At 72.4% G+C, this 26,108-nt stretch carries 19 protein-coding genes; 14 read left to right on the forward strand and 5 right to left on the reverse strand.

Annotated elements, in window-relative coordinates; translation table 11 throughout:
* Positions 1–10: 10 nt before the first annotated feature.
* Together car and ACMXN5_RS25830 are read right to left on the reverse strand one after the other, a co-directional pair.
* On the reverse strand, positions 11–3,550 hold the full coding sequence (car, locus tag ACMXN5_RS25825; protein ID WP_439677203.1) for a carboxylic acid reductase: 3,540 nt from the start codon (positions 3,548–3,550) through the stop codon (positions 11–13).
* A gap of 67 nt (positions 3,551–3,617) precedes the next feature.
* A complete protein-coding gene (locus tag ACMXN5_RS25830) occupies positions 3,618–5,042 on the reverse strand; it encodes an MFS transporter (protein ID WP_439677204.1) in 1,425 nt (474 codons plus the stop codon).
* Positions 5,043–5,367: 325 nt separating this feature from the next.
* On the opposite strand from ACMXN5_RS25830, the gene ACMXN5_RS25835 reads away from it, so the two are divergent.
* The 12 genes from ACMXN5_RS25835 to ACMXN5_RS25890 are packed head-to-tail and all read left to right on the forward strand — an operon-like array spanning position 5,368 to position 17,749.
* Positions 5,368–7,008: a 2-isopropylmalate synthase gene (locus ACMXN5_RS25835; protein ID WP_439677205.1), complete on the forward strand. Its 1,641-nt coding sequence runs from the start codon at positions 5,368–5,370 to the stop codon at positions 7,006–7,008.
* Entirely contained in the window at positions 7,005–7,508 is a 504-nt protein-coding gene (locus tag ACMXN5_RS25840; RefSeq protein WP_379996786.1) for a MaoC family dehydratase, read from the forward strand. Before ACMXN5_RS25835 ends, ACMXN5_RS25840 begins: the two co-directional genes overlap by 4 nt.
* Entirely contained in the window at positions 7,505–8,458 is a 954-nt protein-coding gene (locus tag ACMXN5_RS25845; protein WP_439677206.1) for an isopenicillin N synthase family dioxygenase, read from the forward strand. Before ACMXN5_RS25840 ends, ACMXN5_RS25845 begins: the two co-directional genes overlap by 4 nt.
* The gene (locus ACMXN5_RS25850) at positions 8,455–9,303 is read left to right on the forward strand and encodes an HpcH/HpaI aldolase/citrate lyase family protein (protein WP_395791558.1); all 849 of its coding nucleotides are present in this window, start codon (positions 8,455–8,457) and stop codon (positions 9,301–9,303) included. The genes ACMXN5_RS25845 and ACMXN5_RS25850 overlap by 4 nt, the downstream gene beginning before the upstream one ends.
* Positions 9,304–9,348: 45 nt before the next feature.
* Positions 9,349–10,251: a hypothetical protein gene (locus tag ACMXN5_RS25855; protein ID WP_439677207.1), complete on the forward strand. Its 903-nt coding sequence runs from the start codon at positions 9,349–9,351 to the stop codon at positions 10,249–10,251.
* Entirely contained in the window at positions 10,248–11,168 is a 921-nt protein-coding gene (locus ACMXN5_RS25860; RefSeq protein WP_439677208.1) for an alpha/beta hydrolase, read from the forward strand. The genes ACMXN5_RS25855 and ACMXN5_RS25860 overlap by 4 nt, the downstream gene beginning before the upstream one ends.
* Positions 11,165–12,391: an aminotransferase class I/II-fold pyridoxal phosphate-dependent enzyme gene (locus ACMXN5_RS25865; protein ID WP_439677209.1), complete on the forward strand. Its 1,227-nt coding sequence runs from the start codon at positions 11,165–11,167 to the stop codon at positions 12,389–12,391. The genes ACMXN5_RS25860 and ACMXN5_RS25865 overlap by 4 nt, the downstream gene beginning before the upstream one ends.
* Positions 12,388–13,275 (forward strand): ornithine cyclodeaminase family protein, encoded by an 888-nt coding sequence (locus ACMXN5_RS25870; protein ID WP_439677210.1) that lies wholly within the window; start codon positions 12,388–12,390, stop codon positions 13,273–13,275. Before ACMXN5_RS25865 ends, ACMXN5_RS25870 begins: the two co-directional genes overlap by 4 nt.
* A gap of 45 nt (positions 13,276–13,320) precedes the next feature.
* The gene (locus ACMXN5_RS25875; RefSeq protein ID WP_439677211.1) at positions 13,321–14,796 is read left to right on the forward strand and encodes an aminopeptidase P family protein; all 1,476 of its coding nucleotides are present in this window, start codon (positions 13,321–13,323) and stop codon (positions 14,794–14,796) included.
* Positions 14,793–15,005, forward strand: a complete 213-nt coding sequence (locus ACMXN5_RS25880) for a hypothetical protein (RefSeq protein WP_439677212.1) — start codon at positions 14,793–14,795, stop codon at positions 15,003–15,005. The genes ACMXN5_RS25875 and ACMXN5_RS25880 overlap by 4 nt, the downstream gene beginning before the upstream one ends.
* On the forward strand, positions 14,998–16,509 hold the full coding sequence (locus ACMXN5_RS25885; RefSeq protein WP_439677214.1) for an amidase: 1,512 nt from the start codon (positions 14,998–15,000) through the stop codon (positions 16,507–16,509). Before ACMXN5_RS25880 ends, ACMXN5_RS25885 begins: the two co-directional genes overlap by 8 nt.
* Positions 16,496–17,749 carry a hypothetical protein gene (locus ACMXN5_RS25890; protein WP_439677216.1) on the forward strand — a complete coding sequence of 418 codons (1,254 nt, stop codon included), beginning with the start codon at positions 16,496–16,498 and terminating at the stop codon, positions 17,747–17,749. Before ACMXN5_RS25885 ends, ACMXN5_RS25890 begins: the two co-directional genes overlap by 14 nt.
* Here the strand turns inward: ACMXN5_RS25890 and ACMXN5_RS25895 are convergent.
* A complete protein-coding gene (locus ACMXN5_RS25895) occupies positions 17,739–20,795 on the reverse strand; it encodes a LuxR C-terminal-related transcriptional regulator (protein ID WP_439677217.1) in 3,057 nt (1,018 codons plus the stop codon). The two genes, ACMXN5_RS25890 and ACMXN5_RS25895, sit on opposite strands and share 11 nt — an antisense overlap.
* The gene (locus ACMXN5_RS25900; RefSeq protein WP_439678081.1) at positions 20,792–22,216 is read right to left on the reverse strand and encodes an aminopeptidase P family protein; all 1,425 of its coding nucleotides are present in this window, start codon (positions 22,214–22,216) and stop codon (positions 20,792–20,794) included. Before ACMXN5_RS25900 ends, ACMXN5_RS25895 begins: the two co-directional genes overlap by 4 nt.
* A 347-nt stretch (positions 22,217–22,563) precedes the next feature.
* Here ACMXN5_RS25900 and ACMXN5_RS25905 point away from each other — a divergent pair, with 347 nt between their 5' ends.
* Complete coding sequence (locus ACMXN5_RS25905; protein ID WP_379996810.1) at positions 22,564–23,178, forward strand: zinc ribbon domain-containing protein; 615 nt, start codon at positions 22,564–22,566, stop codon at positions 23,176–23,178.
* 66 nt (positions 23,179–23,244) lie between these two features.
* Here the strand turns inward: ACMXN5_RS25905 and ACMXN5_RS25910 are convergent, their stop codons facing one another.
* On the reverse strand, positions 23,245–24,096 hold the full coding sequence (locus ACMXN5_RS25910) for an acyl-CoA thioesterase (protein ID WP_439677218.1): 852 nt from the start codon (positions 24,094–24,096) through the stop codon (positions 23,245–23,247).
* 1,057 nt (positions 24,097–25,153) lie between these two features.
* Between ACMXN5_RS25910 and ACMXN5_RS25915 the strand changes: the two genes are divergently transcribed.
* Positions 25,154–26,095, forward strand: coding sequence for an ATP-grasp domain-containing protein (locus ACMXN5_RS25915; protein ID WP_439677220.1), 942 nt, complete (start codon positions 25,154–25,156; stop codon positions 26,093–26,095).
* Positions 26,096–26,108 lie beyond the last annotated feature (13 nt).

The following is a 26,108-nucleotide window of genomic DNA, read 5'->3' on the forward strand; positions in this document are numbered from 1 at the left end:
CCGCCCCACCTCACAGGAGGCCGAGGCCGCGCAGGTCGGCGACACACTTGGCGAGGTAGTCCGGCGTGATCGACGGGACGGGCTCGCCGCCGACGGCGGCCAGCGCGGCGGTGAAGCGAGCGTTGGGGACGGCGCCGGCCGGTCGCGGTTCGCTCGGTCGGGCGTAGGCCGGAAGCAGCGGGAGCAGCGAACCCCGGCGTTGCTCCTCGGGCAGCCCGCGCAGGGCCGCCTCGAAGCGCATGCGCCACTGCTCGTAGTCGGCGAACCGGCGGATGGGGTGCCCGGCGGCGATCAGCCAGTCCACCATCTCGTCCAGGGAGACGCCGTCGTCGTTGGCGTTGACCGCGTGGTACGTGCGGTAGCCGTCCGAGGCGTCGGCGCCGAGCGTGGCGATCGCCGCCGCGGTGAAGTCGACGGGCAGTCCGCTGTAGTGCGCCCGGCGGCGGCGCCCGTCCGCGTCGAGGTGATGGAAGGAGAGCGGCGCCATGCCGGTCGCGACCACGCTGAGGATCAGCCGGGTGAAGCGGTCGGGCAGATTGACCACGCCCGGCAGCCGGCGGTGGGCCAGGATCATGTCCGGCCGAAATACCGTGACAGGCAGCCCTGTTCGCTCATGGGCGGCGCGCAGCAGCACCTCGCCGGCCCACTTGCCGGTGGCGTACCCGTTCGCGTCGGAGCCGTCCAGCCGGCGGATCGGTGCCGCGGTGCGTACGTCGACCGTCTCGTCGAGCACCGATCCGTCGGGCTCCAGCGCGGCGGCGATGGTGGACACGAACGTGAACGGCTTCGCCGGGCCGGTGAGCGCGAGTTCGATCAGCTCGGCGGTGCCGACCACGTTCGGGCCGAACAACCGGCCGTACGGAAGCACGTGGTTGACCAGGGCCGCGGCGTGCACGATGCGATCGGTCTCGGCGGCCAGCCGCCGCCAGGTCGACGCGTCCAGGCCCAGGCGCGGCGCGGAGATGTCGGCGGCCGGCACCTCCAGATGCCGGGCGGCGACCTCGTCGAACCAGCCCGGCCGATCCGCCGACGCGGCACGCAGGCAGTGCACCACGCGCTCCCGGGCCGCCGCGTCGTCGTCCGCGCGGGTCGGACAGATCAGCCGGCCGCCGGTGTCGGCCATCCGCCGCAGCCACTCGACGGCCAGGAACGCGCCCAGATAGCCGGTCGCGCCGGTGAGCAGGACGTTCCCGGCCGGCGCCGCGGCCGGCCGGCTCGCGGGGCGGCGGAGCAGTCCCGCGTCCATGAACCGCTCCGGGGTCAGCTCGCTCGCGCGCACCTCGACCGCGTCGCGGCCGTGGATCGAGGCGAAGGTGGGCCGGACCGGGTGCGGTTCCCGGGCCGCGCCGAGATGGTCCGCGATGCGGGCCAGGGTCGCGGTGGGGCCGAGGACGAGCTGTACCGGGACCTCCACGTCGAAGATCTGCTCCAGCACGGTCGCGAACGTGTGCGCGGACAGCGAGTCACCGCCCAGCTCGGCGAATCCCGCGTCCGGGCGCAACGCCGAAGCGGGATGCCCGAGGGTGACCTGTACCGCGGCGAGGACGGCATCCAGGGGCGCCGCGTGCGGCCCGGCGGCCCGCAGCGCCGCGAACCGACCGGCCCGACCCGCCGCGATGTCCGCGTACAACCGCTCAAGCCGGGCGCCGTAGCGGGCGACGAGGGCGGGGCGCAGCGGCTTGCCGATCCCCGACAGCAGCCCGTTGGCCACCGTGAACGGCTCGGGTTCGAGGATCACGTCGTGCGGGATCTCGTACGCCGCCAACCCCGCGTCGCGGGCGAGTTCGCGCATCCCGTCGAGGATCCTCGCCCGGGTCGTGTCGTCGTCCGCCGGCCCGGAGCCGCTCTGCGCGGGGACCACCACGGCGAGCAGGAACGCCTGTTCCGGGCTGCCGTAGACGTGGATCTGCGCGATGTGCGGGCTGGTCGCGTACAGCGCCTCCAGCCGGGAGATCGCCACGAACTCGCCCTGGGACAACTTGACCACGTTGTTCGTGCGGTCGACGTAGACCAGGTGATCCGGGGCGAGTTCGGCGAACACGTCGCCCGTGCGGTAGTAGCCGTCCGCGTCGAACGCCTGGGCGTCGACCTCGGGTTGCCTGAAGTAACCGGGCACCATCCCCACCGACTTGAGCCGCAGTTCGCCGCGCGGGTGGGGCTTGTCCGTGCCGAAGTAGCCCAGTTCCGGGACGTCCACCAGTCGGTAGTCGAGCACCGGTGGCCGCCGTACGCGCCCGTCGACGACCACCGCCCGGGTGGTCTCCGTCGAGCCGTAGCAGTCCACGATGCGGGTGCCGAGCACCCGGGCCATGAACGTGTGCATCGCCGCCGACAGCGGCGCGCTGCCGCACAGGGCACTGACGATCCGGCCGCCGAGCATGCCGTCCCGGATCCGGTCGCGCGCGATCGTCTCGGCGCTCGACGCGTCGGTGTCGGCACCCGTTTCGGTCGCGGCGCGCGAGACGCGGTCGACTTCGAGCAGGTAGCGCTGGTGCACCATGTCGCAGATCCTCGGCACCAGGCTCAGCACGGTGGGCCGGGACAGCCGGATGTCGTCGAACAGGGTGGACATGTCGCCGCGCGCGGCGAAGAACCCGATGCCGCCCGAGGACAGCCCGGAGATCAGCCAGGCCCGGCCGTTGACGTGGCTCATCGGCATGTAGTGCAGGACGATCGTCGGCAGCGGGGTGTCGGGGCTCGCCCCGGCGTTGATCATGCCGCCGCGCCCGTTCTGCCACATCCGGGTGATCATCGACGCGGTGTAGATCGCGCCCTTGGGCGTGCCGGTGCTGCCGGACGTGTAGATCAGGCCGACCAGCCGATCCGGATCGCCGTCGTCCCGCGCCGGCACCGTGGGCAGCGTTTCCCCGCGCCGCAGTTCGTCGGCGAGCGAGACCACCGCGGCGCGCCCGGCCAGCTTGTCCGCGGCGGCGCGCAGCGCTTCCCGATGCGCGTCCACGCGGGCATCGTGGTCGAAGACCACCAGGCGCTCGACGGATGCGGATCGCAGTACGATCTCGACCGCCACGTCGATCGCGTCGAGATCGGCCGCGAGGATCCGGGGCGCCGTCTCCGCGACGATCGGCGCCAGCCGCGCGGCGGGGGAGCCGGTCGGCAACGGGACCGCGACCGCGCCCAGGTACATGCAGGCCAGGTCGATCGTCGCATGGTCGACGCCGGTGAACCCGACCACCGCGACGAAGTCACCCATGCGCAGGCCGCCTTCGACGCACCCGGCCCACGCACCGGCCAGCGCCACCACCCGCCGCCACACCTCGGCATAACTGAACATCATGAATTCCGGCAGCAGTTCGAGGGTGGTGCGGCCGGTGTCGGGATCGTGGACGAGCCGTTCGGTACGTCGGGCCAGCGCCGGTCGGTCCGCGTAGCCGTGCATCGCGGCGGCGATCGTGCCGACGAGGCTGCCGTCGCACCCGGCGATGGCGTCGGCGATGCTCGACGAGGGGATCGCGCGGGCGAATTCGGGGTCGTGCGCCCGAAGTGCGGTGACCCGGGCCGCGAGGTCGTGATCCGTCTGATGCTCAGGCATGAGTGCTCCGATGGGTGACGAGTCGGATGAATCGGCGGCCCGAGAGGCGGGGAGGACGCGGTTTCGGCTAGCCGGTGTGTGCGGGCAGTCGCCGCCCGCCGACGGCCGTGGCCACCGCCATCAGCAGGTAGACCACCACGGCCGCGGTCGCGGGCGCGGCGATCGTGTTGCCGGACTGGAGACCGCCGATCAGCGCGACGCCGATCATGGTTCCGGAACTGCGCGCCGCCGAGAGCAGGCCACTGGCGATCGCCGTGCGGTGCTCCGGGGCGGTCGCCATGACCAGGGTGATCTGCGGCACGGTCGCCAGACCGAAGCCGAGTCCGATGAAGGTGAGCCCGACACCGACACCGATCGGGGTCTCGCCGCCGAGGAGGATCAGCAACACGCCGCCGATTGTGGTCAGCACGGTCGCGATGGCCAGCACCCGAAAGGCGCCGAGCCGGGCGTTGACCCGCCCGGCGACCAGGGGCATGAAGGTGATCGGCAACGCGGAGGGCAGGAAGCACAGTCCGGTGGCGACCGGTCCGTAGCCGTGCACCTGCTGGAGGAACACGCTGATCGCGAAGACCAGTCCGTAGTAGCCGACGAACAGCAGCAGACCCACCAGCACGAACTCGCGGAACCCCGGGGCCCGGAACAGATCTCCCGGAATCATCGGGGACGCACACGCCCGTTGCCACACCACGAAGGCGACGAGCCCTGCCAGCGCGATGCCGGCCGCCGTCAGGGGCAGCGGATGGGTCCAACCCAGCTCGTGTCCCTCGGTCAGCGCCAACGCGATGCCGCCCAGTACGACAATGGCCAGCAACTGCCCCGGAAGATCCTGGGGTTCCCTGGTCGAAGGCGCTGCGTCAGGCCCCTTCTCGCGACCGGGCATATGGCGGGCCGCGAGCCACAGCGTGATCACCACGATCGGCGCATTGACCAGGAAGATGCTCCGCCAGCCGATCGCGCCGACCAGCGCCCCGCCCAGAACGGGCCCGAACGCGACCGGACTTCCGGCCACCATCGCCCAGACGGCGACCGCCTTGGCGCGTTCGTTCGGCTCCTTGTAGGTATCGCTGAGCATCACCAACGACGCGGGCACGAGCAACACCGCGCCCAGTCCCTGCCCGGCCCGCATCGCGACCAACACCGCACCGTTCGGAGCCAGTCCGCACAACACCGAGGCCACCCCGAACACCGCCGTACCCACGCGGAACACGGACACCGACCCGTAGCGCCCGACCGCCGCGGCGCCGGCCAATACCAGACTGGCCAGCACGATCACGTACGCGTCGACCACGAGTTGCATCGTGGCCAGGCTCGCGTGCAGGTCGGTGCGGATCGCCGGGATCGCCACGTTCACGATGCTGATGTCGATGACCATCATCCCGTAGCCCAGGCTGACCACCGTCAGTACGCGGCCGGGACGCGGCGGTGCGTGAGCCGTCCTGGGCGTGCGGTGGTCGGAACCGGTCGAGTTGGCCATGAGGTTGCCGTTTCGCATGAGGCGACGAGTGCGGGCGTGCGAACCGACGCGGTCTCGCGGACCGCCGAGCGGTGCCGGGCAGGGTCGATCGGTGCGCCGAAATCCTATCCGGGGGCAAACCGGGGACGTCAACCGGGAAATCTGTCGGACCCGCCCGAATGCGCGCCATTGATCCGATTCCAGGGTTCGCTCTAGAGGTTCCTCTGATTTCCGCGGGGCCCGCCGCCGGCTACGTTCGGGGCGCCGCCAACTGCGAGAGGAATTCATCGTGGGAGTGAGTGGAACGGGCTCACCATTTTCTGCGCCGAGCCGAAACCCCGGTTTTCCGCAGCGCCCCTCGTCGATGCCGTTTCACCGCTACACGCGGGACGACCCGGTGTTGCCGACGGGCCGGGACGGTGGGGCGAGGGCATGGCCGGACCGGGTGCTCGACCGTGCGCCGGTGTGGGCCTCGGTCGACCTCAGGGACGGGAACCAGGCCCTGGCCGAGCCCATGGACCTGCGCCGGAAGAAGCGCATGTTCGACCTGCTGGTCGGGCTCGGTTTCAAGGACATCGAGATCGGATATCCGGCGGCGAGCGTCGACGATTTCGACTTCGTCCGCGAACTGGTGATCAAGAACGGAATTCCGGACGACGTCACCGTATCGGTTTTCACCCCGGCCAGAACCGAACTCGTCGAGCGCACCTTCGCCGCCATTCGCGGCGCGGAACGTGCGGTGGTGCATTTGTGCCACGCGACGGCGTGCCTGTGGCGCGACGTGGTGTTCGGCATGTCGCGCGCCGAGGTGTTGCGGATGGCCGTCACCGGTGCGGAGGACCTGGTGCGGCTCGCGGAGCGGGAGACCGGCGCGGACATCCGCTTCGAGTACTCGCCCGAGACGTTCAACGTCACCGAGCCGGACTTCGCCCTGGAGATCGCCGACCGGGTGGCCGCCGTCGTCGGCGCGTGCCCGGACCGGCCGCTCGTGCTCAACCTCCCGACCACCGTGGAGACCCACTCGCCCAACGTCTTCGCCGACCAGATCGAGTGGATGCACCGCAACCTGGACCGCCGCGACTCGATCGTGTTGTCCGTGCACCCGCACAACGACCGGGGCACCGCCGTCGCCTCCGCCGAACTGGCCCTGATGGCCGGGGCGGACCGGGTCGAGGGCACGCTGTTCGGCAACGGCGAGCGCACCGGAAACGTGTGCCTGGTGACCCTCGCGCTCAACCTCTTCGGCCGCGGCGTGGATCCGGAACTGGAACTCTCCGACATCGACGCGGTCCGCGAGATCGTCGAGGACTGCAACCGCCTGCCGGTGCACCCGCGACACCCGTACGCCGGCGACCTCGTCTACACCGCCTTCTCCGGCACCCACCAGGACGCCATCGCCAAGGGCCTGGCGGCCCTGGCCGCGCGGGCCGGTGGGGACCCGGCGAACGCGCCGTGGCAGGTCCCGTATCTGCCGATCGACCCCCGGGACGTCGGCCGTGACTACGAGGCGATCATCCGGGTGAACAGCCAGTCGGGCAAGGGCGGCATCGCCTACGTCCTCAAGGCCGGCTGGGGGCTGGACCTGCCGGTCGGCCTGCGCCGCGACTTCGCCGGCGTGGTGCAGGACGTCACCGACGCCACCGGGCGCGAACTGGACCCGCAGGACATCTGGCGGCTGTTCCGGGAGACCTACTGCGCCGACCCGAGCGCCGTTTCCCGGGGCGCGGCCGACGAGCACGAGGTGATCGAGGAACTGGCAGCCGCGTACGGCGTCGAGTTCACCCGGGTGCTGGTCGCCGACGCGACGGACTCGACCGTCTGCTTCGTGGAACTCGCCACGGCGACCGCCGCGTTCTGGGGCGTCGGCCTCGCCGCCGGGGCCACGGACGCGGCCCTGCGCGCGGGCCGCTCCGCGCTGCGCCGCGCGGGCGCGGACGCGGAAACAGGCGGGGGAGCCCGCCCCGACACCGGCCGCACCGAGAGCGGACGAGGAGCATCGCGATGAGGACGAACGCCTTCCACACCGTCGCCCCCGGGACCTACCGGGAGGACGGCGGCCTGGAGTACGAGGACTTCGTCCCCGACGAGGTCGTCGAACACCGACCCGGCCGCACGATCACCATGACCGACAACGTGTGGAGTTCGCTGCTCTGCCTCAACCAGCACCCGCTGCACATCGATGCCGTATACGCGGAACAAACCGGCTTCGGCCGCATTGTGGTCTCCAGCCTGGTCACCTTCGGCATCGTCAACGGGATGACCGTGGCCACGATCAGCGCCAAGGGCGTGGCCAACCTCGGCTGGGACAAGGTGCGCCTGTCCGCACCCGTGTTCGTCGGCGACACGCTCTACGCCCGGACCCGCATCCTCGCCAAACGCGAGTCGAAGACCCGCCCCGACGAGGGGATCGTCACCGTGCACACCACGGGCCTGAACCAGGACGGCGTGACCGTGATCGCCTTCGACCGAACCATCCTCGTCCCCCGACGGAAGGAAGACCGATGATCCCGGTCGTCGACCTGACGGCAGCCCGCACGGACGCCGACGCCGAACGCGCCGTCGCCGAGGAGATCTCCAAGGCATGCAAGGGCACGGGCTTCTTCATCGTGCGCGGCCACGGCATCGCCACCGACGTGTTCACCGACGCCTACGCCGCCTCGCTGCGCTTCTTCGGGCTCCCGCTCGACACCAAACACGAGTTCGCGATGCGGACCAGCACGGTGCGCGGCGACAACGACTACAGCCCCTACGGATACAGCGCGCTGCTGTCCGAGAACGCCTACGCGTACACGGGCCGGGCCGGCATGCCGTCCGACTACGTGGAGAAGTTCAGCGTCGGCCGGCTGATCCTGGACGACGACGAGGAACTGCCGTTCCCCGCCGACCCGGACGGCGTGGCGCTGCGCGGCGCGCTGAAGCGGTACTTCGCGGCCTGCGAGAGCGTGTCCGACCGGATCGCCGAACTCCTCGCGCTGGCCCTGGACCTGCCCCGCGACTTCTTCGCGATCCGCACCGACACCTCGAACGACTCGCTGCGCTCGCACCTGTACCCGGGCATCGCCCCGGAGTTCGTCAACGACCAGGGCATGGGGCAGCACACCGACGGCACGCTGATCACACTGCTCACCCAGGACGGCCCGGGCCTGCAGATCCGCGACCGCGCGGGCGAGTGGCTGGATGTGGACGTGCGCGAACAGGACACGTTCATCGTCAACATCGGTGACCTGATGGCCCGTTGGTCCAACGACGAGTACGTCTCCACGCCGCACCGGGTCCGGCTGGACGTGCGCCGTAGGCAGTCGATCGCGTTCTTCAAGCTGGCCAACGACGACACCGTCATCGACTGCTTCCCCGCGTTCGTCAAGGACCGACCCGCGCGGTACGAACCGATCCGCTACGAGGAGTTCTCGCTGCGGAAGATGAATCTGCTGTTCGGAAGGGAGAGCGCGCGATGAGAGCGCACGCGAGCCTGCTCTACACCCCCGCACTGCGCGTGGCATCGGTGGCCGAACCGGGTCGGATGCGCGCGGACATGCTGGTGTTGGACCTGGAGGACTCCATCCACCCGGCCCGCAAGGTCGAGGCGCGCGAGGCCCTGGCCGGCGCCGACCTGACCCGGGCCGAACTGCCCGCCCTCGGCCTGCGGGTGAACACCATCGCCACGTACGACGGCCTGGCGGACATGCGGTTCCTGCTCGACGCCGACGCGATGATCGGGGGCGTCCCCGTCGACGTGGTCTTCATCCCGAAGATCGCCGGGGCGGGCGACGTGGCGGTGTATCGCTCACTGCTCTCGCACACCTCGCGCCCGCCCAGTGTGTGCAGCTTCATCGAGACCGTGGACGCGGTGGAGAACGCTCTGGAGATCGCCGAGGTCAGCGACGGCCTGTGCTTCGGACAGGCCGATCTGACCGCCGAGTTGTACGCCCCGAGCGAGGTCTACCTCGACCACGCACGGGCCCGGTTGTGTGCCGCGGCTTCCCGCTACCGGGTGCCCGCCATCGACACCAACTCCTTCGAACTGCACGACCTGGACCTGGTCGAGGCCCAGTGCCGGGCCGCCCGAAGCATCGGATTCACCGGCAAGGCGGCGATCCACCCCCGCCAGGTGGACGTGATCGCCGCGACCTTCGCGGTCGGCGCGGACGAACTCGCCGAATACCGGCGTGTGGTGGCGGACTACGACAGCACGCCCTACGGCTTCGCGGTCGAGAAGGACCGCGTGCTCGCCCCGCCGTTCGTGCTGCGCGCGCGCCGCATGCTCGCCCTGCACACGGCCGACGCCGACGCCGCGTCGTAACCCGACGCCGCCTTGTAACCCGCACTCGTGAATCGGGAGATCCCAGTGAAGATCCTGCCGCAGGACACGATCGTCGACGTGTCGGCCTACCGCACGGAGTACGTGGACGGCCGGTTGCGCGCCGTCGGTGACGAACTCGTCGACGAGCTCGTGAAGTTGGTGGCCGAGGGCCACGGTGTCGCGGTCTGCCGCGGCGTCGCGCGGACCCTGGCCGCCCATGGTCTGGACGTCCACGACGAGCACCACGCCGCGGTCGCCCGCGACTACCTCGAATCGTTGTTCCGCGCCTTCGGCGAACGGGTGGACGTGGCCGCGTTCAGTCCGGTGTCGATCGGCTACGACCGGATCGCCGGGATGGACGTGGACGGATTCAACAAGAACCGGCACTTCACCCCGAACGACGACCACACCACCGCCCGTGAGTTCCTGACCACCAAGTGTGTGCACTTCGACGCCGCGACCCCGCTGATCGCCAACATCTACGGACCCAACCTCAACATCGCGGGCGGGCTGCCGGTGATCTGCGACACCCGCGCCTACCTCCGCGACGCGGAGGTCTCGCCCGCGGATCTGATCGAGCTCATGCCGCACAGCTTCAACGTGGCGGTCAAGGAGGAGCACGCCGAGCGCATCCTCGCCGACTACGCCGCCGCCGCGGACGTCGACCTGGACGCCGACCTGGTGATGATCGTGCTGTTCAACGAGGTGGACGGCGGACTGGCGCATGCCGGTTCGGCCCCGCGACCGGTCGACGCGCAGCAGCCCTCGCGCCGGCCCATCCGGCACCTGGAGTACCAGTTCCCGGACGCCGACGAACTGGCGAAGTGGTACGCCCACTACCGCCTGGAGGTGCCCGCGCCGGGTCTGGAGGTTCCCGACGAGGCCGCGCACGAGCGCTACCACCGGGGCGTGGAACCGGTCGGCGCCGACGGCGGGAACCCGCGATGACCGCCGAGCGGACGGCGACCGGCGTGCCCGCCATGTCGGAGCGGGACACGAGCGAGCTGGAGGCGCTGCTCGCGGTGCTCACGGAGCGCGACTGGCCCGAGGACATCGACGAGGCCCGGGTGCACTACGACACCTGGGGCACGCCGATCGCCGCCGACGTCGAGGTGACGGTGCGAGCCGGCGGATACCTGCTCACCCCGCCGAATGCGGAGGGCACCCGCACCGGTCTCTACCTGCACGGCGGCGGCTACGTGTACGGATCGTTGCGCAGCCACGGCGGCATGGTCGCGGAGCTGGCCCGGGCGACCCGGTGCCGGATGTTCTTCGTCGACTACCGGCGTGCCCCCGAACACCCCTATCCAGCCGCGCTGGACGACGCGGTGGCGGCCTATCGTGAACTCCTCGCCGACGGCGTGGCCCCCTCGGACGTGGTGTTCGCGGGCGACTCGGCCGGCGGCGGGCTGACCCTGACGACCCTGCTCAAGGCCCGCGACCTGGGCCTGCCGCTGCCCGCCGCGGCGGCGTGCGTGTCGCCGTGGACCGACCTGACCGCCTCGGGCGAGACCTACCGCACCCTGGCCGCCGAGGACCCCCTGGTCAGCGCGGACGTGGTCGCCCTGGTCACCCGGTCCTACCTGGCCGGCGCCGCGCCCACGACCCCGTACGCGTCACCCCTGTACGCCGATCCGAGCGGACTGCCGCCGATCCTCGTCCAGGTCGGCAGCCGGGAGATCCTGCTCAGCGACGCGCAGCGTTTCGTCGCCGCGCTCGACCGGGCCGGCTCCACCGGGGTGCTCGAAGTGTGGCCCGGCATGGTGCACGTGTGGCACCTGCACTACGCCCGCCTGGCCAAGGCACGCGAGGCCATCGACCGGCTCGGGGACTGGCTTCGCTCCCGAAGCGGGGCGGGCCGGTGAGCGAGGACGTCGTCGGACCACACCGCTTCCGCAACAACCGCACGATGGTGCCCGCGGCCGAGGCCGCCTGGGGGTTGTCCGAGAAGAACGGCATGCTCGGCCTGGTCGTCGAGGCCGTCGACGGCCAGAACCGGCTGCGCGAGCTGAGCTCCGGGCACGAGTTCGCCAACCTGTCGTCGTGCTCGTACCTGGGGTTCAACAGCCACCCCGCGGTGATCGAGGCGGGCCGCGCCGCGCTCGCCGAGGAGCGCATCACCGGCCTGTCCATGGGCGAGTTCCGCATCCGACTCGGCATCCTGGAACGCCTCGAAGCGGAACTGGCCGAGCACTTCGGTGCGCACGTATTGCCGTCGGTGTCCTGCGGCGTGCTCAGCGCGGCGATCCTGCCGCTGCTCGCCTCCGGCCATCTCACCGACGGCGAACCGCTGGTCGTGGTCTTCGACCGGTTCGCGCACTTCTCGATGAACTTCCTCAAGCCGATCGTCGCCGACGAGACGCTCGTGCTCACCTGCCCGCACAACGACATGCAGTTCCTGGAGGACGTCTGCAAACGCCACCCGCGCGTCGCCTACGTCTGCGAGGGCGTCTACTCGGTCGGCGGGCAGGCCGACCTGGCCGGGATCCGCGAACTCCAGGACCGCTACGGCATGTTCGTCTACCTCGACGACTCACACGCACTGTCCGCGCTGGGCGATCGCGGCGAGGGCCACGCACGCCCGGTCTTTCCCGACCTCGGCTCCCGGACCCTGATCGTCGCCTCGATCGCCAAGGCCTTCGGCAGCACCGGCGGCATCGCGATGATCGGCGAGCGCGACGTCTTCGAATTCCTCTACCGGTCCGGACCGCTGGCCTGGTCACAGGGGCTGCGCACGGCCGCGGTCGGCACCACCCTGGGCGCCCTGGACCTGCACCGGAGCCCGGAACTTCGCCGCCGACAGCGGCAACTGTCCCGCAACATCGCCCTGTTCGACGAGCGCCTGCGCGGACACGACCTGCGGGGCACCGGATCACACATCAAGTTCGTCACCGTCGGCGACAACGACCGGGCGGTCCGGCTGTCCACGGAGCTGTACCGGCGCGGCTACTACTGCTCCGCGATGTTCTTCCCGATCGTGCCGCGCAACCAGGCCGGCGTGCGGATGATGCTGCGCGGGGACATGCCGACGGCGCTGACCGAGCGGTTCGCCGACGACCTCGCGGACATCCTGGCGGGGCTGGGATGACCCGCGTGCACACCGACGTCGCGACCGCCGACGTCACCGCCGTGGCCGGGCTGATCCGCGAGGCGCTGCACAGCGGTGCGGTACGGCGGATGACCGTACCGCTGCGGCAGACCGTCGAGGACACACGCGGCGTGAAGTACCTGTCCATGCCCGCCGTTTCCACCGACCTCGGCCTCTACATCGCCAAGGTCGCCACCATCGCGCACGGACCCGGATCGACCGTGACCTCCGTGGTCCCGGTCTTCGCCACCTCGACCGGCGCACTGCTCACGGTCCTGGACGGCGCGCTCGTCACCAACCTCAAGTGCGCCGCGGTGACCGCCGTGGTCACCGACCGCTGCGCCACTCCCGACGCGGCCGTGCTCGGCATCGTCGGCGCCGGCGTCCAGGCGTGGCAGCAATACCTCGGCGTCCGTGCCGTACGCGACATCGCACTCGTACGGGTCCACTCCCGCACCCCCGCGCACGCCGAGGCGCTGTGCGCGCGGATCCGGGCTGCCGGGCGGGCCCGGGCCCTGGTGTGCGCGTCGGCGGCGGAGGCCACCTCGGGGGCCGACGTGGTGGCCACGGCGACCACCTCGGTGGACCCGCTGCCGATCGCCGCGGACCTCCCCGCGCATGTGCACGTCAACTGCATGGGCGCGCACACCACGACCTCGCGCGAGGTCTCCCGCGAACTGCTCGCCTCCGCCACCGTCGTCGTCGAATCGATCGAGACCGCCGTCGCCGAAGCCGGCGTGATCCACCGTACGGCGCTGGACCTGGAGGCCCTGGAAACCGGTGACCACCCCGGCCTGGCCGACCGCCCGACCGTGTTCAGCTCCACCGGCCACGCCTCACTCGACCTGATCACCTGCGCCCATCTGGCGCGCCCGTACCGCTGATCGCCGATCACCGATCGCCCGATCGTTTCGAAGGGAAGACCGCACGTGGGAAACGTCGGCAAGGAAGAACTCACCGGGGCGCACGACAACGACATCCCCGCCGCGTTCGTCGACTACATGACGGGCAACTGGCGAGAGCAGGAGACGATACTCGCCCCCGTGCCGCACGCGGAGCGAACCGCCGCCCGGCGCGCCGCGCTGTCGCACGCCTTCCCGGGCGAGACCCTGGTGGTGCCGACCGGGCGCATCCAATGGCGCAGCTACGGCGCGCCCTACCCGTTCCGGGGCGGCAGCGACCTGATCTGGCTGACGGCGGATCAGGATCCGAACTCGGTACTGGTTCTCCACCCGATCAGCGGCGGCCACGACGCGGTGTTGTATGTCGACCCCCGGCACGGCCCGGCGTCGGGCGTCGGCTACCTGGACCGCATCCTCGGCGAGGTCTGGCAGGGGCGCTGCCTGTCGCCGGAGGAGAAGTCCGCGGTACTGGGCGTACAGGCGCGCCCGATCGGCGAACTCCCGACGGTGCTGGGCCGGATTACCGGCCCCGTGCGGGTCCTGCGCGGCTACGACACGGGCATCGACCGGGAGCTGTTGCCCGCGACCGCCGAGAACGCCGTCCGGGACGCGCTGTTGGCGAGCGTGCTGGCCGAACTGCGGTTGCCCAAGGACGACTGGGAGCTGGCACAACTTCAGGAGGCCGTCGACATCACCGTGCGCGGCTTCGAAGACGTCGCCCGCGTGTTGCCGAGCGAACGCGCCGTCTCCGAGCGGCTGTTGGAGGGGATCTTCGCCACCCGGGCGCGACACGACGGCAACGGTGTGGGCTACGCCTCGATCGTTGCCGCCGGCACGCATGCCACCACCCTGCACTGGGTCCGCAACGACGGCGAGGTGCGGCCGGACGGGCTGCTGCTGATGGACATGGGCGCCGAGGCGCGCAGTTGCTACACGGCCGACGTGACCCGGACCTGGCCGGTGTCGGGCGGGTTCAGCGCCGCCGAGCGGGACGTCTACGACATCGTGCACGCGGCGCGCGACGCCGGCCTGGCCGCGATCGCCCCCGGGGTCGCGTTCGAGGACATCGATCTGGCCTGCAAGCGGGTACAGATCGAGGGGCTGCGCGACCTGGGCCTGGTCAAGGTCGGCGTGGAGGAGGCGCTCGCCGACAAGCGGCAGCCGTACCGGCGGTGGACGCTGGCCGCGTTCGGCCACATGCTCGGCCTGGACGTGCACGACTGCGGCCACGCACGGCCCGAGCACTACGCCCAGGGTGTGCTGCGCGAGCGCCATGTGCTCACCATGGAACCGGGCATCTACCTGCAACCGCACGACGAACTGGTTCCGGAGGGGCTGCGCGGGATCGGCGTGCGGATCGAGGACGACGTACGGGTGACGGCCGACGGCGCGCGGGTGATGTCGGACGCGCTGCCGGTCGCGGCGGCCGACGTCGAGGCGTGGCTGGCCGCGCAACGCGAGGCGGGCCCGCGCCTGCCCGGCGACGACGGCCGCGCGGCGTGAGCGCCGACTCCGTCGCAGCCGGCGCCGAGCGCGGCGCCGAAGCCGCCGAAGCCGCCGAGGTCGCCGATCGGGAGTTCGCCGTCGTGCTCGCGCGGCTCGGTATCGACATGCCGCCGGATCTGGCCCCGGGCGTCCTGGCCGGCTACCGCTCGCTGCGGGCGCACATGGAGCTGCTGCGCGAAAGGGAAAGGGGGAGCGCCGATGTCTGAACCCGAGACCGTGCCCGACACCGTCCCGTCCCGTCCCGGTGGGCTCGCCGCGCTCTCCGTCGCGGAGGCCGGCGCCCTGCTGCGGGCCGGGCGGCTCTCCTCGGTGGACCTCGTGGAGCACGCGCTGAGCCGGATCGAGGCGCACGACGCGACGCTGCACGCCTTCGTCCTGGTCCTGCGCGAGCAGGCGCTGCGCCGCGCCCGGCAGGCCGACCTGGACCTGCGCGCGGGCCTCGACCGCGGCCCGCTGCACGGCATCCCGTACGCGCTCAAGGACATCTTCGCGGCCGAGGGAGTGCCGACCACCAATCAGTCGTGGCTGACCGTGTCCGACACGGCTGTCGAGGACAGCGCCGTCGAGGCCCGGCTGCGGGCCGGCGGCGCGGTACTGCTGGGCAAGCTGGCCACCTACGAGTTCGCGCTCGGCGGTCCGAGCCGGGACCTGCCCTTCCCGGCGGCGGTCAATCCGTGGAACCCCGAGCACATCCCGAGCGGTTCGTCCTCGGGCGCGGGGGTCGCGGTGGCCGCCGGGTTCCTGCGTGTCGCGTTCGGGTCGGACACCGCCGGCTCGATTCGCGGGCCGGCGTTCCACTGCGGGGTGGTCGGCCTCAAGCCGACCTACGGCAGCGTCTCCGGCCACGGCGCCACCCCGCTGTCGTACACCATGGACCACTTCGGGCCGCTGGGCTGGACGGTGGCCGACACCGCCGCCGCGTTCCGGGCCGTGGCCGGCCCCGATGCCCGTGATCCACGTACCCGCGACGCGCCGGTGGGGGAGCCGGATCGACTCGACGGGGACGTGAAGGGGTTGCGGGTGGCGTACTCGACCGCCTGGTACGCCGCCGACCCGGCCACCCGCCCGGAGATCGTCGCGGGCATCGAACGTGCCCTGACCCACCTCGACCGGCTGGGCGCGATCGTCGAAGAGTGCGAACTCCCGCCCTACGAAACGCTCAACGCCTGCGGCCGGATCATCCTGGCGGCTGAGGGCTTCGCCGTACACGAGCACAATCTGCGCGGCTTCCCCTGGTCGTACGGGCGGTACACCTACCAGAAGCTGATGCCCGGAGCCGGGATCGGCGCGAGCGACCTGCTGCGCGCTTTGGCGGTGCGCGGGCAACTCGTCGAGGAGTTCCGGCACCGGGTGTTCGCCGAGCACGACGTGTTGATCACCGCCTGTGGCCAGGCCACCGCGTCGCGGTTCGACGACTTTCCCACCGACTGGCCGCCACCGAGGTTGGCCAACGACATGCAGACGATCCCGTTCGCCGTCACCGGGCATCCGGCCATGTCGCTGCCGATCGGGTTCGCCGGCAACGGCCTGCCGATCGGATTGCAGCTGGTGGGACGCGAGTTCGGCGAGGCGGACCTGTTCCGGGCGGGCGCGGCGATCGAGGCCGCGTTCGGCCGCCGCGACGTTCGGCCGCCGGCGTTCGGGACCGGCCCGGACGCCACGCGCCCTCGACCCGACCCCGATGCGGAGCCCGCCGATGTTCGCCGCTGAGAACCGCCCCTTCCTGACCGAGTTGTCCGCCGCCCACAAACCCGACGAACTCGCCCTGGCCCGCGCCGCCTCCGACCGGCACCTGCGCGATCTCGGCTTCCTCTTCCCGACCCTGCCCACACACTTCCGGATGGACCGCGACACCCACGACGAACTGCACACCGCCACCGCTCGGTTGGTCTCGGCGCACGAAAAGGTGATGCGGCACGTATGCGCGACGTTGTCGCCCACCGAACTGGCCGAGACCTTCCACATCCCGGCGACGATGGCCGAACACATCGACTGCGCCCGGCTGGGCCCGGGCCTCGCGCTGGCCCGCGCCGACATCATCCCCACCGAATCCGGATACGCCTTCTGCGAGTTGAATACCTTCTCCGGTGTCGGCGCCGGCGAGTGTCACCACAGCGCGAAGTTGTACGCCGACCTGCTCGGCCGCCCCGTCGCGGGCGGATCGCCGTTTCTGGACCTCGCCCTGCACTACGTGGACCGCTGCAACCGGCTGGGCCTGGAACGCGTGGTCGTGCTCGACTGCGTGCGGCACGCCCGACGCGGCTACGGCCGGGACCAGCCCCTGGTGGACTATCTGCGGCTGCTCGCGCCCGATCTCGAGGTCGCCTACCGCGACGAGACCACCTATCCGGCGCAGTGGCTGCGCCCGGAGCAGGCCCGCAAGATCCTCGTGCACCGGCTGATCACCTTCGGCGACACCGACGACGAGGGCACCTTCCTCAAGTCGGTGGCCGACAGCGGCGCCACCGTCACGTCCCTGTTCGAGGCCGAACTCGGCATGCACCGCCGGTGGTTCTCGCTGCTGTGCGATCCCGGCCTGGCGCACCTGTTGGACGCCGACGAACGCGAGACGGTGCGCCGCTACGTGCCCACCACCTTCGACCTCGACCCGGACATTCTCGACGACGTGCTGGCCGCCCGCGCCGACTACGTCTTCAAGCACAGCTACAGCTACGGCGGCGACGGTGTGCTGATCGGCGCCGAACACTCCGAGCCCGCGCTGCGCGCCCGGATCGTGGCCGACGGCGTCGGCACCTGGACCGCGCAGCGTATGGTGCGCGCGGCCACGCTGGACCTGCCCACCGCCGACGGCGGCACCGCCACACACCGGTTCGTGCTCGGCGTCTACGCCTACGGCGACCGTACGAACGGGGCGTTGGTTCGGGCCTCGGCCGCGTCCACGGTGGTCAACGCCTCCCGAGGGGCGGTGTCCTGGGCCTTCACCGACTGACCGCGGACGGTGGTGGGTCGTTCGGGGTCCGACGCCCGTCCCGGTGTCCGAGTTCGGTGAGTTCCCGATGTACGAGCGCCACCATCTGGACCCGGGAGCGCACCCCGAGCTTGCGGTAGATCCGGGTCAGCATCGCCTCGACGGTCTTGACGCTGACGTAGAGGGAGTTCGCGATGTCGCGGTTGCCGCGGCCGTCGGCGACCAGGTCGACGATCCGCTGCTCGGCCTCGGTCAGCCCCGCGAGCCCGGCCGGCGCGCCGGCGCGGTCCGGCGGGGCGGGCGCCCACAGCGGTGCGCCCGCGGCGCGGAAGACCGCCTCGGCCGCGGCGTACGACTCCCGGGCCCGGGCCGGGCGGCGGCGCCGATGTTCGACGGCCGACCGGGCCAGCAGGACCCGGCCGCACTCCAGCGGATAGGCCAGGCGCTCGAAGCCGGCGAGCGCCGCGGTCAACGACTCCTCGGCGGGTGTGAACCGGCCCGCCGCCGCGTGGCACAGCGCCTCGGCCCGGTCCAGCGCGGCCAGTACGCTCCGCCGCGCCAACTTCTTTGCGTGGTCCCGCACTTCCGCCACCGTCCGGGTCGCGGCCTCGACGTCGCCGGCGGCGACCAGGGCCTCGGCGAGGTCGGCGTGGTAGGGGATCGCGGCCGGGTCCCCGATGCACAACTCCCGGGTCAGGTCCCGGACCCGGAGCAGATCGGCCAATGCGCCGGCGGTGTCGCGCCGGAACAGGCGGACGGCGCCGGACAGGTGCAGGCAGTGCGCGGCGAATACCGAATCCGTCTCCTCCTCCGAGGCGGCCAGACCCAACTCGGCGTAGCCGAGCGCCTGTTCCAGGGTGCCGCCGGCGAGTTCGGCGGTGGCCGCCGCGTACCACGGCGGGCCGGGGGAGGCGCCCACGTCCCGGGCCAGCGCCACGAGCCGGGCGGCCTCCTCCCGGGCGGTGCGGCCGTCGCCGGTGTGCGCGTGGAGTTGCACCGCGCTGCCGAGCAGCCGGACCAGGTCGGCGGGGCCGTTGCCGTCGCCGACCAGCGGGCGGAGCTGGGCGAGCAGGCGCTCGGCCTCGGCGGGGCGACCCTCCAGAAGCGCGAAGCAGAGGGCCACGCGCCGGGGGTCGTGGATGATCCGGGCTCCGGCGGTGGCCGGGTCGGGGCCGTGGTCGGCGGTGGTGGAGGCCGGGCCCGGGGTGGGGGAGGCGTCCGGGCCGGGGTTCGGGCCGTGCCCGGTGCCCGGGGCCGGGGCGATGCCGCCCTGCGGCTCCGGAGCGTCCCCGCCACCGCGCTCCGGTGTCCGGCGGACGCTGCCCGGGCCCGGGGCCGGGGCGATGCTGCCCCGCGGCTCCGGACTGTTCTCGCCACCGCGTTCCGGTGTCCGGTGCAGGGGCGGGGGCCGCCTTCCCTGCGGGTTGCGCCCGCTGGTCGCCTCAGCCTCTGCCTCCGCGCCCGCCGCCAGGGCGCGGCGCAGCGTGTCGACGTGGTCCGGGGTGCCCCGGCCCTGCTGGATCCGGGCCGCCATGGTCAGTGCGGCGGCTCGGCCCGCCGGGTCCCCGGCGCGTTCGGCCCACGCCACCGCGTGCTCCGCGTGGGTGAGGGCGTCGGCGGGATATCCCCGGTCCAGGTGCGCGCTCCAGGCCAGCCGCAGATGGGCCGCCGAGACCAGCGCCGGCTCGGCGGCGGCGGTGGCATCGGCCAGGGCCTGCGCGGCGACGTCGGCGAGCAGGGCGGCGCCTCGCCCGGCGGCGTCGAGGACGGCGAATCGGGCCCGGGCGCGTGCCGCCGGTCCGGCCCGGGTGCGGACCAGGCGGTCCAGGGCCGTGCGGGCCAGGTCGAAGCGCCCGGCCGCCTCGGCGTCCCGGGCGGCGGTCACGAGCAGGTCCGGGCGGTTGCCGCCGGCCCGGTCGACCGCGAGGAGTGCGAACTCGGCGGCCCGGATATGGTCGCCGCGCCCCCGTGCGGTCGCGGCGGCGTCGGCGAGGCCCGGCACGAGGTCCGGCGCGGTCTCGGTCGCGCCCAGCGCGCACGCCGCGTGCCAGGCCCGGTCGTCGGCCGCGAGTGAGGCCGCCGCCAACACCCGGTGCGCCCGGCGTACCGCCTCGCCGCCCGCCTCGGCGACGATCCCCTCCCGCACCACCGGCGCCGCGAAGACCACCGCCCCGGCCGTTACCCGAACCACCCCCGCGGCCTCTGCGGCGGCCAGCGCGGCCTCGGCCGACGACCCCGCGGCGCGACGCACACCGGCCGGCGTGGGATCCGCCGCGAGCGCGGCCAACAGCAGTACCCGGCGCACCGGTTCGGCCAGATCGGCCAACCGGGCGCGCATCGCGTGGCGCGCGTACGGGGCCAGCGGCGTGGCGTCCAGGGCGCTGATCGCGATCCCGGCGCGGGCCAGCCCGGCGGCGATGTCCGAGACCAGGCGCGGACTGCCGCCGGTCGCCGTGTGGATCCGGGCGGCGGCACGCAGCGGGATGCCGAACGAGCGCACCACCGCTACCGATTCCTGTGGCCCCAGCGGCGGGATGCCGATCTCGACCGCGCCGCCGCCCAGCACGTCGTGCGGCGACGGCCCGTCCGGGCGCAACGCGGCGAGCAGCGAGACACTGCCCCGGCTGCGCCGCGCCGCGAACCCGAACACGTCCAGGCTGCCCGGCCCCCACCACTGCACGTCGTCGGCGGCGAGCAGCGGCCTGGCCCGCCGCCCCCAGGCATGCAGGCAGGACAACACGGTGACCCGGAAGGTGGTGGTGTCCGGCTCGGGCCCGCCCACCCGGCGCAGCACCCAGTCCATCGCCGACCGCTGGAGATCGGACAGTTCGCCGCGCACCTCGGCCGGACACGCGGAGAACAGGTCCATCAGCGGCGCGTAGGCGATCTGCGCGTCGGCGCGGGCCGAACTGAGCCGCACCACCGGATCCCCGGCCGCCTGCCACGCGGTGCAAACGTCGTCCAGGACCTGCGACTTGCCGAACCCGGTGGGCCCGACCACCGCCACCGCGCCGGCCCGCCGTAACTGTCCGCCTACCTGATCCACCAGCGGGCGGCGCGTGGTCATCGCAGCGACGCCATCCAGGACTCGACCTCGTCCGCGCCGCGCGGCAGTCCGGCGGACAGACACAGCGCCCCGTCGGCCGTGATCAGGAAGTCGTCCTCGATCCGGACCCCGATGCCGCGCAGTTCCTCCGGGATGGTCAGATCGTCCGGCTGGAAGTACAGACCGGGCTCGACGGTGAGCACGTGGCCGGCCTCCAGGGTGCCGCCCAGGTAGTTCTGCCGGCGGGCCGCCGCGCAGTCGTGGCAGTCCAGGCCGAGCATGTGGCCGGAGCCGCAGATGGTGAAGCGGCGGTACAACCCCGAGCCGGGTGCGAGCGCGGCCTCCGCCCCGCCGGGCAACAGGCCCCAGTCGTCCAGCCCTTCGGCGACCACGCGCATCGCGGCGTCGTGGAAGTCGCCGAACGGCGCGCCCGGGCGCAGTGCCGCGATGCCGGCCGACTGGGCGGCGAACACCAGGTCGTAGACCCGGCGTTGCACGTCGCTGAAGCGTCCGTTGACCGGCAGGGTGCGGGTGACGTCGCCGGTGTAGAAGGAGTCGGCCTCGATCCCGGCGTCCAGGAGCAGCAGTTCGCCATCGCGCACCGGGCCGTCGTTGTGCATCCAGTGCAGGACGCACGCGTGCGCGCCGGCCGCCGCGATGGTCTCGAAGCCCAGGCCGTAACCCTCCAGGCGGGCCCGCCGGTTGAACGTGCCCTCCACCCAGCGCTCGCCCCGGGCCAGGGTCGTGGCATGCCGCAGCTCGCCGACCACGTCGTGGAATCCGGCGACCGTGTAGTTTACGGCCGCGCGCATCTGTTCGATCTCCCACTCGTCCTTGACCAGTCGCGACTCCGACAGCCAGGTGAGCAGTTCGGCCTCCGCCTCGGCCGGCCGCACCGCCGGGATCAGCGCGTCGACGAGCGTGTCCTCGCCGCGTACCACCCGGGTCGGCACGTTCGCGCCGAGGGCACGTTCCAGGTTCTCGCGCGGGGCGGCCTCGATCCCGAGCGCGTCCGAGGTCTCCGCCGGCGTGCGCCGGCGGCCGACCCAGAACTCGCCGTGATGCCGGTCGCTGTACAGCTCCGCGCCGTGGGGTCCGCCGCGCGGGGAGCGCTGCCGGGTGAACAACACGACCGAGTGTCCGGTCCCGGTGGGCTCGAAGACCAGCACGCTGTCGGGAACCGCCTGGGTGCCCTGCTCGGCGGTGAGGTGTACGAACGCCGAGTGCGGACGGAACGTGTAGTCGAAGTCGTTGCTGCGGGTCTTCAACCCGCCCGACGGGACCACGATGCGCTCGCCGGGAAAACGCTCGGACAGCGCCGCGCGCCGCTTGGCCGCGTACGCCGCCCCGGGTAGGGGAGGCAACTTCCGGCTGGTATCCGCCCATCCCTGCCGGAAGGACTCGGCCAGCGCGGCCGACACCTCACGGTCGTGACTTTCGATCCCGTCGGTCTCCTGCTGCCGCTCCACCGTGTGCCCCGAATCGTCGTCGCCTGGTTTCGAAGGACGGTACCATTTCACATGTGACACTTCTAGGGCCTTGAAGGCTTTGCCGCGAGGCCGACACGGCGGTCGATCGGGGGCGGTGCGTCGAGCGATGGAGCGGTTGCCCGGGTGGGCGTGCGGCGGCGCACCCGGTTCGTCGGGCGCGTGGCGCGCGGGTGCGCGGACGCGCGCGTGCGTGTTCGGCCCACGCGGTCCGGTCCGGTGCGGTCGGATACCCATCGGAGACCTGTCGTGGCGGTGTGGGAGCATCGTGCCGGCCAACGCGACGACGGGGAATCGAGAACATGCTCATCTGGGGTTTCAAGACCATATTCAGAACACTTTCGGGGGGCGTCTTCCACTGCCCGCAGTGCGGAGGTGATCGGCAGTATCACCTCAAGCAGGCCCGCCGCTGGTTCACCCTGTTCTTCATCCCGATCTTCCCGTTCAAGCAGCAGGGCACCCACGTCGAGTGCGCGACGTGCGGCGGCACCTTCCACGACACCGTGTTGCAGGGCGCGACCAGCGCCCAGATCTCCGCGCAACTCGCGCAGGGCATGCGGGCGTTGGCGGTGGCCGTACTGCGGGTGACGGGCATGCCGTCCACCGCGGCCCGCACCGTGGCCGCGGGTGCCGTGGCCGAGGCGGGCGTGGCCGGGTACACGGTCGCCCAACTGGACGCCGACCTGGCCGGCGCGCCGGTCGACCTGCCGCCGATCCTGGTCCCGCTCGGCGACCAACTCCAGCCGCAGGGCCGGGAATGGCTGCTCTCCCGGGCGGCCCTGATCGCCGCGGCCGACGGCGGCATCGGCTCCGCCGAGCGGGCCCTGCTGGACCAGGTCGGCGGGCTGCTCCAGATGACCCCGGCCCACGTCACCGGCGTCGTCGAGACCGCGCAGCGCAACGTGCCGCGCGGCTGACCGCACTCTCGCCCGACCACCGAGATCCCGCCTGCCCCGACGAACGGGCAGGCGGGATCTCGACGTTCAACGGGGCTGCGGCGGTCGGGCGCGTCCGCCGGCCGGCTCCGGCGCGCCCCGATCGGCCAGGACCCGGCGGGCCTGGCGGCCCAGGGCGAGCAGGCGTCCGTCCGCCGTCCATACCGCGCTGTCGTCCAGGGCCCAGCCGTTGCCGGCGTGCTCGGTACGCATCCGGACCAGCGCCCAGCCGGACACCGGGCCGTCGTCCAGTGCGTTGCCGAAGTGCACCGTCAACTCGGCCGACGGGGCCGCCCTGGGTCGGGTCCACCGGGCGAACAACGCGGGCGGCAGGGCGTCCGCCAGGATCACCACGGCCGCCGCGTCCAGTGCGCGCCGGTCGGCGAACCGGATCCACGCGAGCAACTCCGGGTCGGCGGCGCCGGACAGCGGCAGGTTCGGCCCGGCCGGGCGAATCTCCAGGTGGTCCCCGAACGCGACCAGACCGGGCGGCAGGGCGAGCAGGTCGCAGCGGTCCGGCGGCGGCACGGCGGGCGCGGGGGAGCCGGCCTCGTCCGGCCCGGGACGCCGGGCGCCGAAGACGGCCGAGCCGAACAGCACCGGGGCACCCTCCTGCGCGGCGCGGAACGAGGCGACCGAACTGCCCCGGCCGGCATGCTCCACCGTGCCGGTCAGCCGGAACGGGCGCTCGTCCACCGGCCTGAGGAAGTGCGTGTTGATCGTCCGCACGGACCGGTCCGCGCCCGACCACGCGACCACGTCGTCCCGCATCGCCTCCAGCGCGAGCGCCACCAGGCTCCCGCCGTGCGCGCCCTCCCACGACCACCACGACCGGTCCACGGTGAACTCGCGCACCGACGAGGAGGCCGCCTGCGCCACCGCCGCCCCTGCCTGCTCCATACCGGCACCTCCCGACAGCTGGGTTGGAAATCCAAACTCACTATATCCATGGGCGCGCCCACCAGGTCGGATCGGGGGTCGTACGCGGTTCGCCACCCGCCTGGGCTGCACGAACTGCTCCCCTTCGCAGTCGAGTTGCCCGGATCGGTCGGGCGGAACGTGCCGCCGGCCCGGTCCGACGGCCCGATTTCGCCCTCCGGGTCGGGGAATTGGGGTCGTGGCGGGCAAAGTGACGGGTTGTTCGCCGTCGGCGGAGGGTTCGGGGCGTCCGGGTGGGTATCGAAGGAGCAGGTGGCGCGCGTGGCGTACACCGCGGCCTCTGCGCCGGACCGGGAACGACCAGGAGGACGCGGCCATGACACGGATCAGGATCGTCAAACGTCCCGTTTCCCCGCGGCCGCAGCCGCCGGCGGATCTGCGCACACCATCCGGGCGCCCGATGCCCTATTGATCCCGATGCCGACTCGGCGAGGGCCACCGGGTGTGGTGATCACGGCCGTCGCGATCACCACACTCCACTGACGGGCGCCCGCAGGGTGGCGCCCACACGTCCGCGACCTGCTCGACCCTCGCGGTCGCCGATCCCGCTCGGCCGTGTGTACCGCCGAGCCCGTACCCACGACACGGCGGCGACGCGCTTCGCCGCGACCGACCGTTTCCGCAACCCGGTACACGCCGCCGCATGGTCCGCGCCGGGCACGGAGGCGGCCCTCGACCTCCTGCGGCGCCCACTGCCGGCCTGGCCGACCCACACCGCGTCGACGGCCGCGACCCGGCGCAGCAGGCATTCGTGCCGCCGACCGTCCCCTTGTGCACGAATCGGACAGTGGGTGGTTCGGCTGTGTGGGGTTTGACCTGCTCTATGCCGGGGGGCGAGCGGAGGGCTGGATTCCTCTCTAGTCTGGGGCGATGAGGAATCGTCCCCCAAATGGCCCATGATGGTGGTCACGTGCGGAGTTTGGTGGGGTGTGTGCCGGTCGTCCGCGGCACGCGTGGCATGCTGTGCCGTCAAAGTTCTGCCGGATGGGGGAACGGCGGCCGTCCCGGGGGGAAATCGATGAAACTGGCCTTCCTGGTCGAGGAGCACTACCGCCATGACGGCATGCCGCTCGACGTGATCCGACAGCTCGACGCGTGGGGGCACCACGTCGACATCGTGCGTCCCGGCAGCTCGCTGATCGGCCTGTCCGACCTGATCCGGGCCGGCTCGCACGATGCGTGGGTGCTCAAGACCGTCTCCGGCGGCCCGGGACTGGGTCTGCTGGAGGCCGCGGCGGCGCTCGGGCTCACCACGATCAACGACGCGCGTTCGATCCGGTCGGTCCGGGACAAGGCGGTGGCCGCGGTGATCGCGCGCGCACACGGGCTGCCCATGCCGGACACCTGGTTCGCCGCGATCCCGGACCTGCTCGGCGCGATCCCCGCCGACCGCTACCCGCTCGTGGTCAAGCCCGCCGACGGCAGCTCCGGCCGGGCCGTGCACCTGGTGTCCGGCCCCGAGGACCTGGCCGCCCTTGCCGCCGAACTGGTCGACGAGGGCCCGCTGTTGGCCCAGGAATACGTACCCAATTCCGGGCAGGACCTGAAGGTGTACTCCGTCGCCGGCGAGCTGCACGCGACCGTGCGCCGCTCGCCGCTGCATCCGCAGCAGCCCGTCCGGGAGAGCCGGGTGCCGCTGCCGCCCGGAACGGCCGCGCTGATGCAGCGAATCGGCGCCACCTTCGGCCTCGACCTGTTCGGGGTCGACATCATCGAGGGGCCGGACGGTCCGATGGTCGTGGACGTCAACGACTTCCCCAGCTTCCGGTGTGTGCCCGACGGCGTCGCCCGGGTCGCTCGCGCGGTACTCGACCTCGCGGCCGGAGGCACCGGGGCGGCCCACGGCACCGGCCTGGTCACCGCCGTGCGTCCGCCGCTGCGCGCCAGGTCCGTGGTCACCGCCGCCCACGCCGCCGCGAGCCCGATCGTGGACGCCGCGCCGGCCGCGTACGTCGGCTGACGGGGCGCGTGCA

The sequence above is a fragment of the Embleya australiensis genome (assembly GCF_051903075.1).
GTDB lineage: Bacteria > Actinomycetota > Actinomycetes > Streptomycetales > Streptomycetaceae > Embleya.